Raw genomic sequence first — 13,741 nt, forward strand, 5'->3', positions numbered from 1 at the left:
AAATTCAATTTTTAGGCAATGCATATCTTTGCCGCCGATAGCGTGAAAACCGCGTCGCGCAAGCATTCGCAGGCGTTGCCACAAGTGTTAATTTTGTCAGGAAGTTTTTACCCCATGCGATTGACTCAACTGCAGGCGTGGCTGGATCAGGTTCTGAACCATGCCGCTTATCAGCTGACCACGGCCTCGGCCGATGCCAGTTTCCGGCGTTATTTTCGAGTACATCTGGCGGACCGCACCCTGATTGCGATGGATGCGCCGCCGCCTCAGGAAGATTGCCGGCCATTCGTCGAAGTCGCCAGGCTGCTACTGGAGGCTGATCTTCATGTGCCGCAGGTACTGGCGCAAGATCTGGAGCAGGGATTTTTGTTATTAAGTGATCTGGGCGACACGACCTACCTGCAAGTGTTGACGGCAGACAATGCCAGTGCCTTGTATCGTGATGCCTGTCAGGCGCTGGTGTCATTGCAGCGCGCCAGTCGCCCTGGCGTTTTGCCTCCATACGATGAAGCCTTGCTCATGCGGGAAATGCAGCTGTTCCCGGACTGGTATGTCAAACGGCATCTGAACAGGGAGCTGGATGCAAAACAACAGGCGGTGCTGGACAGCACCTTTGCCGTCCTTACCCAAAATGCGCTGTCTCAGGGCCAAGTCTATGTGCATCGTGATTACCATGCCCGCAACCTGATGCTCTGCGAGCCTAACCCCGGCGTGCTGGATTTTCAGGATGCCGTGTATGGGCCGATTACCTATGATCTGGTCTCTCTGTTCAAGGATGCCTACATCGCCTGGGAAGAAGAGCAGGTGCTGGATTGGACGGTGCGCTACTGGCAATCGGCACGCGATGCAGGTTTGCCGGTGCCGCAGGATTTTTCCGAGTTTTATCGCGATTTTGAGTTCATGGGCGCGCAGCGTCATATCAAGGTGCTGGGGATTTTTGCCCGTCTGAATTACCGCGATGGCAAGGATGGTTATCTCAAGGACATGCCACTGGTGCTGGAATATTTGCGCCGTGTCTGCGCCCGCTATACCGAGCTGCGCCCGATGTGGCGCCTGCTGGATCAACTGCATGATGTTGCCCCGCAGCAGGGTTTGACCTTCTGATGCGCGCGATGATACTGGCGGCGGGCCGCGGCTCCCGCATGCGGCCGCTGACCGACCATACGCCCAAGCCTTTATTGAAAGCGGGTGGCAAGCCATTGATCGTGCATCACCTCGAGCATCTGGCCGCCGCGGGCTTTTCCGAGGTGGTCATCAATCATGCCTACCTCGGCGCGCAAATTGAGCAGGCACTGGGGAACGGCAGCGCCTGGGGCCTGTCGATAGAGTACTCGCGAGAAGCCGAGGCGCTGGAAACAGCGGGCGGCGTAGCCGCGGCCTTGCCTTTGTTGGGCGATGCGCCTTTTCTGGTGATCAGTGGCGACATTTATGTTGAGGCGGATTACCGGGAGTTGAGCGAAGGTTTGCTGGCCGAAAATGATGCTGCCCTGGCCTGCCTGTGGATGGTGGACAATCCATCCTGGCACGCGGCCGGGGATTTTGGTCTGGTCGATGGCTTGATTCAGCTGGATGGCAACCCCAAGCTGACCTATGCCAATATCGGGGTTTTTCAGCCTGCTTTTTTTGCCAGCGTACCCGCGGGGGCAAGCATGCCCATGCTGCCCCTGTTCAAACAGGCGATCGCCAGGCAGCAATTGGCCGGCCGGCATTTTTCGGGTGTTTGGGACAATATAGGCACGCCTGCCCAGCTGGCGCAGCTGGATGCCTATCTGAATGAGTCACATGCTTAAGGTCATGCCATGCTAGATATACCGCATTTGCAATCCCGCCGTGCCACCCTTGCCAGCCGCATGGGGCAGGGTGTCGCCATCATCCCTACCGCCGCAGAGGCCCTGCGCAATCGGGATACCCATTATCCCTATCGCTATGACAGCTACTTTTACTACCTGACGGGCTTTACCGAGCCCGAAGCCGTGATCGTGGTGATTGCCGGGGATACCCCCAAAAGCATCCTGTTCTGCCGCAACAAGGATATGGAACGCGAAATCTGGGATGGCTTTCGCCATGGTCCCGCCGGTGCGTTGGCCGAGTTCGGCGTCGACGAAGCCTACTCCATCAGCGAACTGGATACCCGCATCCCGGCCTTGCTCGCCAATCAGCCCGAACTTTACTTCAGCCTGGGCGCCGATGCGGCCTGGGATCAGCGCGTGACGGGGTGGATCAATCAATTGCGCAGTCAGGGCCGGGCGGGGGTCAGCGCGCCTGCTGCGATTCGCGATGTGAGAGCCTTGCTGGACGAGATGCGGCTTATCAAGTCGCCGCAGGAGCTTGCCACCATGCGCCGTGCGGCCGTTATTTCGGCTGAAGCACATGCGCGTGCCATGCAGGTCACCAGGCCCGGCAAGCATGAATACGAAATTGAAGCCGAGTTGCTGCATACCTTTTATCACCATGGCAGCCAGTATCCAGCATATACCTCCATCGTGGCCGGCGGCGCGAATGCCTGCGTGCTGCATTACATCGCCAACAATGCGCCGCTCAACGATGGCGATCTGTTGCTGATCGACGCGGGCTGCGAACTGGATGGTTATGCTTCGGACATTACGCGGACTTTTCCCGTCAATGGCCGATTCAGTGGGGCGCAAAAGGATGTTTATGAGCTCGTGCTGGCGGCGCAATACGCCGCCATCGCCCAGGTCAACCCGCAATCGCACTGGAACGCCCCGCATGAAGCCGCACTCAAGGTGTTGGCGCAAGGCTTTATTGATCTGGGCCTGTGTCGTGGCACAGTGGATGCGGTGCTTGAGTCGGGCGATTATCGCCAGTTTTACATGCATCGCACTGGCCACTGGTTAGGCCTGGATGTACATGATGCAGGTGAGTACAAGCTGGACGGCGAATGGCGCACATTGCAGCCAGGCATGGTGCTGACGGTGGAGCCGGGTTGTTACATTCGACCTGCCGACGGTGTGCCGGAAGCGTTCTGGAATATCGGCATCCGTATTGAAGATGATGCGCTGGTGACTGCCGAGGGTTGCGACATCATTACCGAATCGGCACCTAAAACCGTCGCCGCGATTGAAGAGTTGATGAGGGCAGCATGAGTGATCAGGCCGATATCATTATCGTAGGTGGCGGTCCGGTCGGCGCTACTCTGGCACTCACGCTGCGCAAGCAGGGCCTGCGTGCCACCTTGCTGGAAGCCCGTGCGCCCGGTGCAGCACATGCGGATCAGCGCGCGCTTGCTTTGTCTTATGGTACGCGCGTCATTCTGGAAAAGCTCGGTCTATGGAGCCAGCTTGCAGAGCAGGCGACCGCCATCAACACCATTCATATTTCACAACGTGGCAGCCTGGGCCGCTCGCGCTTGCGGGCGGAAGAGCACGGCCAATCGGCGCTGGGTTATGTGCTCTCCTATGGCAATCTGAGCCGTGTGCTTGATCGCGCATTACAGCAGGATAACGAGACCGATATCCGCCATGAAGCCGAGGTGCTGACGATTACGCCTTCAGCCGAACATGGTGAAGTGAGTTACCGGCAGCATGGCGTGACACATACCCTGACCGGCAAGCTGGTAGTCCTGGCCGATGGTGGCCGCAGCCTGGGCGATATTCCGGGGCTGAAGCGCGAAACCAAGCACTATGGACATGATGCCCTGGTTACCAAGGTCCGCGCCGAGCTGGCCCACGACAATATTGCCTATGAGCGATTCACCCCGGATGGCCCGGTCGCCCTGTTGCCCAATGGGCCGCGTGACTTTTCGCTGGTATGGACTGGACAGGCAGATGCCATCCACGGTTTGCTGGAACTGCCGGACGAGGTCTTCCTGCAGCAGTTGCATCAGCACTTTGGTGATCGCGTTGGGCGTTTTTTGCAGGTGGAAAAGCGCATGAGCTTTCCGCTCAAGCTGTCCTATCTTGATCCCGTAACTGCGCCCCATCTGGTGGTGATCGGCAATGCCGCCCAGACCATGCATCCGGTGGCCGGGCAAGGTTTCAATGTGGGGCTGCGCGATGCCTGGGAGCTGGCCAGGAAAATTGCCGAAACGCCTGCCGCCGCATGGGGAAGCCCGGATATGTTCAAGGCTTACAGTGCCAGCCGTAAAACCGATACCAAGCGCGGTTTGCTGTTTACCGATTTCCTCGTCAACCTGTTTTCCAATGACATTGTCGGACTCAATCGCATGCGGGGTGTAGGCCTGGGTTTGCTGGATGTGGTGCCTTTTGTTAAACACAGATTGGTGCGCAAGATGAGTTTTGGGAGCCGTGGATGAGTACCCGCGCTGAGATGGTAGTGGTAGGTGGCGGCCTGGTGGGGTTGGCAACGGCGCTGGCGGCCACGCCCCAGGGCATGCATGCTATTTTGCTGGATCGTGCAGCACGCTCTTCCGAGGAACTCACGCATGACTGGGATAGCCGGATTTATGCCATCACCCCGGGCAATGCCGAGTGGCTGGCAGCGCTGGGTGTCTGGTCGCGTATCCCCGCGGAGCGAATTTGCCCGATCGATCGCATGATGGTCTGGGGCGATAGCGCCCAAGACCAGTTGCATTTTGACGCCGAAGACATAGGCGCCTCCCAACTGGGGTTTATTGTTGAAAACATGGCCTTGCAGCAGGCGCTACTGCAAGCTCTGGACGAGGCTGGCGTTGATCTGCGATTTGGTACTGCGTGTGCGGGTGCCTCTTTCAGTGACAAAGCCGCTACGCTGACGCTGGAAAGTGGTGAGAAAATTAGTGCCGACCTGCTGGTGGCAGCCGATGGCGGGGCCTCCTGGGTACGGCAGCAGGCCGGCATCAGCAGCGATAAACATGTGTATGCCCAGCAAGGGTTGGTGGCGAATTTCGAAACGGCATTGCCACACGGCAATATCGCGCGGCAATGGCTGAATAAGGATGGAATCCTGGCCTGGTTGCCATTGCCGGGGAACCGCATTTCGATTGTCTGGTCCACGGAGGGGGCAAAAGAATTACTTGCCATGGATGCCGCGGCGCTGGAGGCACGTGTGGCTGAGGCTGGGCAGCATGCCTTGGGCGCTTTGCGCCTGATTACGCCAGCTGCTGCGTTTCCTCTGGTCAAACAGACATCGCATGTGCTGGTGAAGCCCCATCTGGCGCTGGTGGGCGATGCCGCGCATCAGGTGCATCCGCTGGCTGGGCAAGGAGTGAATCTGGGCTTTCGCGATGTGGTTAGCCTGATGCAGAGTCTGACCCGGCGACACGCCCTGCAAAGCTGGGGCGATATTCAGCTTTTGCGTCATTACGAGCGGTCGCGCAAGACGGATATGGTATCGTTGCAGGGATTGACGCATGGCTTGCAACTGCTTTTTGCCAGTGAGCATCCGGTGCTACGGCGTTTGCGTAATCATGGCATGCGGCTGGTAGATGCTTCCGCATTGAAAAAACCGCTGATACAGCACGCTATTATTTAAGCAGTTTGATTAAGGAAATTTCATGATTAAGAAGTTGATGGGAATGATGCTGGTTGCGGCGTTCAGCCTGAATGTCCACGCCGATGAAGCCAGCCTGCGCAAGGCGATTGAAGCGACGTATCCCAAAGTGCGGGTTGAAAGCATTACCAAAACCAGCTATGCCGGCTTGTATGAAGTATTTCTGGATGGTCAGATTATCTATACCGACGACAAATTCAGCTTTCTGATTGCGGATGGCCGTCTTATCGAGCCCAAGTCCAAGCGTGATGTGACTGGCGAGCGTCTGGATGAACTGACCAAGGTGGACTTTTCTTCCTTGCCGCTGGATCAGGCCATCAAGGTCGTCAAGGGCAATGGCAGCCGCAAGCTGGTCGTGTTTTCTGACCCCGACTGCCCTTATTGCAAACGGCTTGAGCAAAAGGAGCTGGTGAACATCAACGATGTCACGATCTACACCTTCCTTTTCCCGCTGGAACAACTGCATCCTGATGCGGTAAACAAATCCAAGGCGATCTGGTGCGCTGCTGATCGCGCCAAGGCCTGGCAGGATTGGGTACTGAATGGTCAGCTGGCCAAAGCCGGTAACTGCGATACTTCTGCGATTGATAAATCGGCCGAGCTTGGTCGCAAACTGGGCGTGGTGAGCACCCCCACCCTGATTTTTGCCGATGGCAAACGCATGCTGGGTGCGTATCCTGCGAAGGATATTGAAAAAGCCATGAGTACCACGCCAGCCAAGAAATAACAGTCACTGTTTTCGGGCTGTAAAAAAAGAGGCGGTAATCCGCCTCTTTTTTTGTGTCCGCAACCCGCTGAAAAGCCAGCGGGCTAATCTGTTGCAACGCGCCTTAAACCACTTGCCCCATCTTGAAGATAGGCAGGTACATGGCGATGACCAGCCCCCCGATCAGCGTGCCCAGCACGACCATGATGATAGGCTCCATCAGGCTGGACAAGGCTTCTACGGCATCATCCACTTCTGCTTCGTAGAAATCGGCGACCTTGGACAGCATCGAGTCAAGCGCACCCGATTCCTCACCAATGGCGACCATTTGCAATACCATATTCGGGAAAACTTCTACATTCTGCATGGCCACGGTGAGGCTGGTACCCGTGCTGATCTCGCTTTGAATCTGCTTGGTTGCCTCATAGTAAACGCGATTGCCCGATGCGCCGGCAACGGAGTCCAGTGCTTCCACCAGTGGCACGCCGGCGGCAAACATGGTGGAGAGGGTGCGGGCAAAGCGGGCGATGGTGGCCTTGCGTATCAACTCTCCAAATACCGGAATTTTAAGAACAAGCCGGTCCATGGTCGCTTGCATCTTGATCGAGCGCTTCCATGAGTAGAAGAAAAACCACACGCCGCCACCAATGGCCCCAAAAATTGCCCACCAGTATTCGACGAAAAAGTCGGAAATCGCCATGACCAGCAAGGTGGGCGCTGGCAAGTCTGCACCAAAGCTGGTGAACAACTCCTTGAATGCCGGAATCACGAAAATCATGATGACGGCAGTGATGATAAAGGCGACGACAACGATGGAGACGGGGTAAAACAGCGCCGATTTGATCTTGCTTTTGATCGCGAGGATTTTTTCTTTGTAGGTCGCCAGGCGCTCCAGTAGCGAATCCAGAATACCGGCTTGCTCACCCGCGCCTACGAGGTTGCAATAAAGGGCATCAAAGTAAAGCGGGTATTTTCGGAACGCCTGGCTGAGACTGCTGCCAGTTTCCACGTCGGATTTGATATCGCCCAGCAGTTTGGAAACCGCGGGATTGTTATGCCCTTTGCCGACAATCTCAAATGCCTGTAGCAGCGGCACGCCGGCTTTCATCATGGTGGCCAGTTGACGCGTAAATAGCGTGACATCCTTTTCCTTGACCTTGCCGCCAGACTTGAGGCCGCTCTGTTTTTTGATCTTGGTAACGGTAATGCCCTGGCGACGCAAGGTGGCATTGACGAAGGCTTCGCCACTGGCTTTGACTTCGCCTTTGATTTTTTTGCCTTTTTTGTCCGTGCCTTCCCAGGCGTAGATCACTTCCTTGCTAGCTTGTGCGGCCATAATTACCCCTGAGTGATGCTATGGTTGGCGGATTATTCATTGGTCACTGCCTCAACCTCTGCGATGGAAGTGAGACCCTGTTTGACTTTCATGAGACCTGACTGGCGAAGGTCACGTACGCCTTCGCGCTTGGCCTGGTCCGCAATATCATGCGCGGTGCCGTTTTTCATGATGATACGGCTCATTTCGTCTGAAACGGGCATGACCTGGTAAATCCCCACCCGACCTTTGTAGCCGCCATTGCACATCTCGCAGCCACCCTCGCGCGGCCCATACAGTTGCCAGCTTCCATCCAGATCAGCTTCGGTGAATCCCACACTGAGCAGCGCTTCTTTTGGCAGGTCGAGTGGCTCTCTGCAATGCGGGCACAAGCGTCGTGCCAGGCGCTGGGCTGTAATCAGCGAAACAGCCGAGGCAATGTTGAAAGGCGCTACGCCCATATTCATCAGGCGGGTCAGGGTCGATGGCGCATCGTTGGTATGCAGGGTGGACAGCACCATGTGGCCGGTCGAGGCGGCCTTGATCGCCATGTCGGCGGTTTCCAGATCGCGAATTTCCCCGATCATGATGATATCGGGATCCTGCCGCAAAAATGCTTTCAAGGCAGCGGCAAAGGTCAGGCCCTGCTTGTCATTCACATTCACCTGGTTGATGCCAGGCAAGGGTATTTCCGCCGGGTCTTCCGCAGTGGAAATGTTGACGCCTGGGCTATTGAGAATATTGAGGCAGGTATAGAGAGACACGGTTTTGCCAGAGCCAGTGGGCCCAGTGACCAGTACCAATCCATATGGGCGGCTGACGGCACTGAGCAGTGCCTCTTTCTGGTCAGGCTCATAACCCAGTGCCTCAATGCCTAGCGTGGCGCTGCTTGGGTCCAGAATCCGCATGACGATTTTTTCGCCATTGATCATGGGCAGGGTGCTGACGCGGAAGTCGATGGTCCGGGTTTTGGACAGCACCAGTTTCATGCGGCCATCCTGCGGAACACGCTTTTCCGAGATATCCAGATTGGAGATCACCTTGATGCGGGAGGCCATTTTTTCCTTGATGGCCAGCGGTGGCTGGGCGATTTCCTGCAACACACCATCTACCCGATAGCGAATGCGGTAATACTTTTCATACGGTTCGAAATGCAGGTCAGAGGCACCCATGTTGATCGCATCCAGCAGTATCTTCTGGATGTATTTCACCACCGGAGCATCGTCAATTTCCGCACTGCTGACTTCTTGCTCCACCGGCTCATTGCCGGATTCCATGTCCAGGCTAAATTCATCGCTCATGCTGAGCGATTGCATGCTGGTATCGCTCGCTTCCACCAGTCTGGCAATCCACTTGCTCAGTTTGTCTTCTTCGACCACCACAGGGGAAAGCGCCATGCCCACCTGAAACTGCACATCATCCAGGGCATGCAGATTGGTGGGGTCGGACAGGGCGACAAACAGCGAATTGCCGCGGCTTTGCAATGCCATGACACGGCTGCTCGCCATGAGCTTGGTGTCTATCGTTTTGGCCGGAATGTAATCGGGATTTAAAGCATCAAGATCAAACAAGGGGAAGCCGAAGGCATTGGCTGCCGTCTCGGCAATTTTCAGTGCCGGCAGTTTCTTGCTTTGTACCAGTTGGCTGACAAAGGGGATGCGTTGTGCAGTTGCACTGGCCTGTACACTGGCCGCGTCTTCTTCCGATAGCAGTTGCTCTTGCACCAGCATGCGTGCAAGCCCGCCTAACTTACTGGGAAGGGTGGTGGCTGCCATTCAGATAACCGACCTTGCTGTGCTTGTATTGGGAGTTTTCACGACATTTAATAATGCACGGTCGGCTTTTTTTTGTAAAGCAAGTGACATATACAGGTGACAAATTTTGCATTTCAATACAGATAAATAGCCATTGCACTTCAGAATCCAAGTGAATACTTGGCGTGCCCCGTCAGATTAGGGGTAAATAGCGTAGTTGAATTAGGTACTTAGCTGTCTTGTATTGGAACTGTTTTAAAAAGTTCAAATAAAATGCAAAAAACGCTAAAAAAACCTTGACTTCTTGATTCAACACACGTAAAAACGCGTTCAGGCGTTTGGATTCGAGGTCATAGTAGCCGGCACTACCGACTTAAAGTCTTGAAGTACAAACTTTTGAGGACGCCTCCTCTTAATGTTTTAGCAAGGAAGTATGAAATGGCAACAGGTACCGTAAAGTGGTTTAATGACTCCAAAGGTTTTGGTTTCATTACCCCGGACGATGGTGGCGACGATTTGTTCGCACACTTCTCCGCAATTGTAGAGTCTGGCTACAAAAGTCTTAAGGAAGGTCAGCGCGTAAGCTTTGACGTTACCGAAGGCCCTAAAGGCAAACAGGCTTCCAACATCCAGAAGGCCTAAGCTTTTTAAGCTAACCAGTCTTCATGAAAACGGCCCGTCACGCGGGCCGTTTTCATTTGTAGTGAGTTTTGCGCATGTTAGCCACCCGCATGGCGTGGCTAACATGGCTGGCTGATTACATGTTGTTGATGATTTCGTCGCCAAATTGAGCGCTGCCCACTTGCGTAGCGCCTTCCATTTGCGAGGAAAAGTCATGCGTGACGCGTTTGGCGCTAATCGCTTGCCCCACGCCTTTTAGCACCAGGTCGGCGGCTTCTGCCCAGCCCATGTGGCGCAGCATCATCTCAGCGGAGAGGATGAGTGAGCTTGGGTTGGCGATATCCTTGCCTGCAATCTTGGGGGCAGTGCCGTGTGTTGCCTCAAACATGGCCACGGTATCCGACAGATTGGCGCCTGGCGCAATGCCAATACCACCTACCTGCGCGGCCAGCGCATCGGACATGTAGTCGCCGTTCAGATTCAGGGTGGCTACCACGTCATAGTCCTGCGGATGCAGCAGGATTTCCTGCAGGAAGGCATCGGCAATGCAATCCTTGATGATGATGCCATTTGGCAGCTTGCACCATGGGCCGCCATCAATCTCCACCGCGCCAAACTCTTCCTTGGCAACTTCATAGCCCCAGGTCTTGAATCCTCCTTCGGTGAATTTCATGATGTTGCCTTTGTGGGCAATGGTCACCGATTTGCGGTTGTTGTCGATCGCATATTGAATAGCCTTGCGAACCAGGCGCTTGCTGCCATCCACCGATACTGGCTTGATGCCGATGGAAGAGGTTTCGGGGAAACGGATTTTCTTGCGCACGCCCATGTCGGAAAGGAAGTCGATGACTTTCTTGACTTCATCGGTCCCTGCCGCCCACTCGATACCAGCATAAATGTCTTCGGTGTTTTCACGGAAAATCACCATGTCGGTTTTTTCCGGGTGTTTAACCGGGCTGGGCACGCCAGTGAAGTACTGTACCGGGCGCAGACAGACATACAGATCCAGTTCCTGACGCAGGGTCACATTCAGCGAGCGGATGCCACCGCCTACTGGCGTTGTCAGCGGGCCCTTGATCGAGATCACATAGTCGCGCACGGCTTTCATGGTTTCTTCAGGCAGCCAGGTATTGTCTCCATATACCTTGGTGGCCTTTTCACCAGCGTACACTTCCATCCAGGCAATCTGGCGCTTGCCGCTGTAGGCCTTATTTACCGCAGCATCCACAACCTTGATCATGGGGGGCGTGATGTCAACGCCAATGCCATCGCCCTCAATAAATGGGATAATCGGCTGATCGGGAACGTTGAGAGAGTTATCTGCGTTTACGGTGATTTTTTCGCCAAAGCCAGGCACAACGATTTTTGTAGACATTGAGTAGATCCCTAGAAATTAAATGCTTATTCTGTTCAACAAGCCTTTTGGCGTAGTTTGCCAGTTCAGCGCGCATGAAAATCATCCCACGCTCAAGGATTACATCGCGATGCCGGATGTATATGCAGCGGGGAGACTAGATACGGACAGCGAAGGTTTGCTCATTTTAACCGATGACGGCCGCTTGCAACACAGGATTGCGCACCCCAAGCATAAAGAAATCAAGATATATTGGGCTCAGGTGGAAGGTGCGCCGGACGATGAAGCACTCTCGCCGCTGCGCCGTGGTGTCGATTTGGGCGATTTTGTGACTCAGCCTGCACAGGTGAAGATTATTGCCGAGCCTGCCCATCTATGGGCACGGGTTCCGCCCATCCGCGAGCGCAAAGCCATTCCCACCACCTGGCTGGAAATCCGCATCAGTGAGGGCAAGAATCGCCAGGTAAGGCGCATGACGGCCAAGATCGGCTTTCCTACCCTCCGGTTGATACGCTATGCGATAGGCGCACATACCCTGGCCGGGTTGCAACCTGGCGAGTTTAAGATACTGGCGACCTGATGGTTTTGTGTCAGCCAGCCGGTTGCCAGAAAAGCTATCTCTGATGGATGTCGTTTTTTAATTAACCCGCTTTTTATGAGGATTACGCATGAAGCCCGTCATCATTTTTCGTCACGCTGCGGTTGAAGGTCCCGGATTTCTTGCGCAGTTTCTGGATGCGCACCAGATCCCCTGGCAATTATTGAAGATTGATCAGGGTGAAAACTTGCCCACATCGATTGCCGACTACAGTGGCGTGGTCTTGATGGGTGGCCCCATGAGTGTGCATGATGATCTGCCATGGATAGCGCCTGTGCTGGGCCTTATCCGTGAAGCGTATGCACTGGATATCCCGCTGCTGGGGCACTGTCTGGGCGGCCAGCTGATCAGTCAGGCACTCGGCGGTCAGGTAACGCTGAACCCGATCAAGGAAATCGGCTGGGGCGAGGTGTCACCAACGGCTGCGCCGGAAGCAAAAGCCTGGTTTGGTGATCAAGCCCATTTTCTGGCATTCCACTGGCATGGTGAAACCTTTGCGCCGCCACCGTCGGCGACTCCATTGCTGGTCAGCCCGTATTGTGAGAATCAGGCTTATGCCATCGGCAAGCACCTGGCCTTGCAATGCCATATTGAAATGACCGAGCAAATGGTGCTGGACTGGTGCCGTGTCGGAGCGGATGAAATCCAGGCCGCTGCGGCCAGCCCTGGTGTGCAACAGGTCGCCGATATCACGGCGGCGCTAAGTGCAAATGTGGCGGTGCTGCAGAAAACGGCAGAGCGCGTCTACACGCAATGGATTCGCGGACTCAAGGCTTGAGGCGCGGCATGCCAGTCTGGCGCTTATGGTAAACTTCAGCCTTTTCAGGCTTATACGCAAGAGAATCTCATGTCCGGCAATACACTAGGCACACTTTTTACACTTACCTCCTTCGGTGAGTCTCACGGCCCCGCCATTGGCGGTGTGGTAGACGGGTGTCCGCCGGGCATGGCCCTCAGCGAGGCTGATCTGCAAGTGGAGCTGGACCGGCGCAAACCCGGTACCTCGCGCCATGTCACGCAGCGCAAGGAGCCGGATACGGTTGAAATCCTGTCTGGTGTGTTTGAAGGTAAAACCACCGGCGCGCCGATAGGCTTCATTATTCGCAATCAGGATCAACGCAGCCAGGATTACGGCAAGATCGCCGAGACATTCCGCCCCGGCCATGCTGATTACACCTACTGGCAGAAATACGGCATCCGCGATTACCGCGGTGGTGGCCGCTCCAGTGCCCGCGAAACGGCAGTGCGTGTGGCGGCAGGCGCCATTGCCAAGAAGTGGTTGAAAGAGCGTTACGGCGTCACCATTCAGGGTTATATGAGCCAGCTGGGTGAGCTGACCATTCCCTTCGAGACCTTTGATGCTGTCGCAGAAAACCCCTTCTTTGCGCCCAATCGCACCATCTTGCCTGAGCTTGAGGCTTATCTGGACAAGATTCGCGCCGAGCGTGACTCCGTGGGGGCCCGCATTTCCGTGGTGGCCCGTGGCGTGCCAGTTGGCTGGGGCGAGCCGGTCTACGATCGTCTGGATGCCGAGCTGGCATACGCCATGATGAGCATCAATGCCGTCAAGGGCGTTGAGGTCGGCGCAGGTTTTGCCAGCGTGGCGCAGCGTGGCTCGGAACATAGCGACGAGCTGACGGCGCATGGTTTTGCCACCAATCATGCCGGCGGCATACTCGGCGGTATTTCGAGCGGGCAGGATATTGAAGTCCACCTCGCGCTCAAGCCAACGTCCAGCATTCCCCAGGAGCGCCGCTCCATCGACAAGCAGGGCGACGAACTCACCATGCAGACGACTGGTCGCCATGACCCCTGTGTCGGTGTGCGTGCGACGCCCATTGCCGAGGCCATGATGGCGCTGGTGCTCATTGATCACGCCTTGCGTCATCGTGCGCAATGCGGCGATGTTGTGACCCCCACACCACATATCTGATTTTCTCTGAAT

13 protein-coding genes are annotated in these 13,741 nt (G+C 55.6%); 10 read left to right on the top strand and 3 right to left on the bottom strand.

The genetic code is table 11. The features are described from left to right. Positions 1–114 precede the first annotated feature (114 nt). From FNL37_RS13535 to FNL37_RS13560, 6 genes are read left to right on the top strand one after another with little or no spacing between them, the layout of a single operon-like run. Positions 115–1,104 (top strand): aminoglycoside phosphotransferase family protein, encoded by a 990-nt coding sequence (locus FNL37_RS13535; protein ID WP_159356488.1) that lies wholly within the window; start codon positions 115–117, stop codon positions 1,102–1,104. After that, positions 1,104–1,790 (top strand): N-acetylmuramate alpha-1-phosphate uridylyltransferase MurU, encoded by a 687-nt coding sequence (gene murU / locus FNL37_RS13540; protein ID WP_159356489.1) that lies wholly within the window; start codon positions 1,104–1,106, stop codon positions 1,788–1,790. Before FNL37_RS13535 ends, murU begins: the two co-directional genes overlap by 1 nt. Positions 1,791–1,799: 9 nt before the next feature. Further along, on the top strand, positions 1,800–3,104 hold the full coding sequence (locus tag FNL37_RS13545; RefSeq protein ID WP_159356490.1) for an aminopeptidase P N-terminal domain-containing protein: 1,305 nt from the start codon (positions 1,800–1,802) through the stop codon (positions 3,102–3,104). Continuing rightward, positions 3,101–4,273, top strand: a complete 1,173-nt coding sequence (locus tag FNL37_RS13550) for an FAD-dependent oxidoreductase (RefSeq protein WP_159356491.1) — start codon at positions 3,101–3,103, stop codon at positions 4,271–4,273. Before FNL37_RS13545 ends, FNL37_RS13550 begins: the two co-directional genes overlap by 4 nt. Next, positions 4,270–5,430, top strand: a complete 1,161-nt coding sequence (locus tag FNL37_RS13555; RefSeq protein WP_159356492.1) for an FAD-dependent monooxygenase — start codon at positions 4,270–4,272, stop codon at positions 5,428–5,430. The genes FNL37_RS13550 and FNL37_RS13555 overlap by 4 nt, the downstream gene beginning before the upstream one ends. Positions 5,431–5,452: 22 nt before the next feature. Then, a complete protein-coding gene (locus tag FNL37_RS13560) occupies positions 5,453–6,175 on the top strand; it encodes a DsbC family protein (RefSeq protein WP_159356493.1) in 723 nt (240 codons plus the stop codon). Positions 6,176–6,278: 103 nt separating this feature from the next. Here the strand turns inward: FNL37_RS13560 and FNL37_RS13565 are convergent, their stop codons facing one another. Further along, complete coding sequence (locus FNL37_RS13565) at positions 6,279–7,490, bottom strand: type II secretion system F family protein (protein ID WP_159356494.1); 1,212 nt, start codon at positions 7,488–7,490, stop codon at positions 6,279–6,281. A 32-nt stretch (positions 7,491–7,522) separates the two neighbouring features. Next, the gene (gene pilB, locus FNL37_RS13570) at positions 7,523–9,244 is read right to left on the bottom strand and encodes a type IV-A pilus assembly ATPase PilB (RefSeq protein WP_015829464.1); all 1,722 of its coding nucleotides are present in this window, start codon (positions 9,242–9,244) and stop codon (positions 7,523–7,525) included. Positions 9,245–9,661: 417 nt separating this feature from the next. Between pilB and FNL37_RS13575 the strand changes: the two genes are divergently transcribed. Next, positions 9,662–9,865 carry a cold-shock protein gene (locus FNL37_RS13575; RefSeq protein ID WP_013441419.1) on the top strand — a complete coding sequence of 68 codons (204 nt, stop codon included), beginning with the start codon at positions 9,662–9,664 and terminating at the stop codon, positions 9,863–9,865. Between the two features lie 115 nt (positions 9,866–9,980). Here the strand turns inward: FNL37_RS13575 and icd are convergent, their stop codons facing one another. Next, positions 9,981–11,219: an NADP-dependent isocitrate dehydrogenase gene (gene icd / locus FNL37_RS13580; RefSeq protein WP_015829465.1), complete on the bottom strand. Its 1,239-nt coding sequence runs from the start codon at positions 11,217–11,219 to the stop codon at positions 9,981–9,983. A 22-nt stretch (positions 11,220–11,241) separates the two neighbouring features. Here icd and FNL37_RS13585 point away from each other — a divergent pair, with 22 nt between their 5' ends. The 3 genes from FNL37_RS13585 (at position 11,242) to aroC (ending at position 13,729) form a co-directional block, all read left to right on the top strand. Next, a complete protein-coding gene (locus FNL37_RS13585; RefSeq protein WP_159356495.1) occupies positions 11,242–11,778 on the top strand; it encodes a pseudouridine synthase in 537 nt (178 codons plus the stop codon). A gap of 88 nt (positions 11,779–11,866) precedes the next feature. Continuing rightward, entirely contained in the window at positions 11,867–12,574 is a 708-nt protein-coding gene (locus FNL37_RS13590) for a type 1 glutamine amidotransferase (RefSeq protein ID WP_159356496.1), read from the top strand. Between the two features lie 69 nt (positions 12,575–12,643). Further along, positions 12,644–13,729 carry a chorismate synthase gene (gene aroC, locus FNL37_RS13595; protein WP_159356497.1) on the top strand — a complete coding sequence of 362 codons (1,086 nt, stop codon included), beginning with the start codon at positions 12,644–12,646 and terminating at the stop codon, positions 13,727–13,729. Positions 13,730–13,741 lie beyond the last annotated feature (12 nt).

The sequence above is a fragment of the Methylovorus glucosotrophus genome, assembly GCF_009858335.1.
Lineage (GTDB): Bacteria > Pseudomonadota > Gammaproteobacteria > Burkholderiales > Methylophilaceae > Methylovorus > Methylovorus glucosotrophus.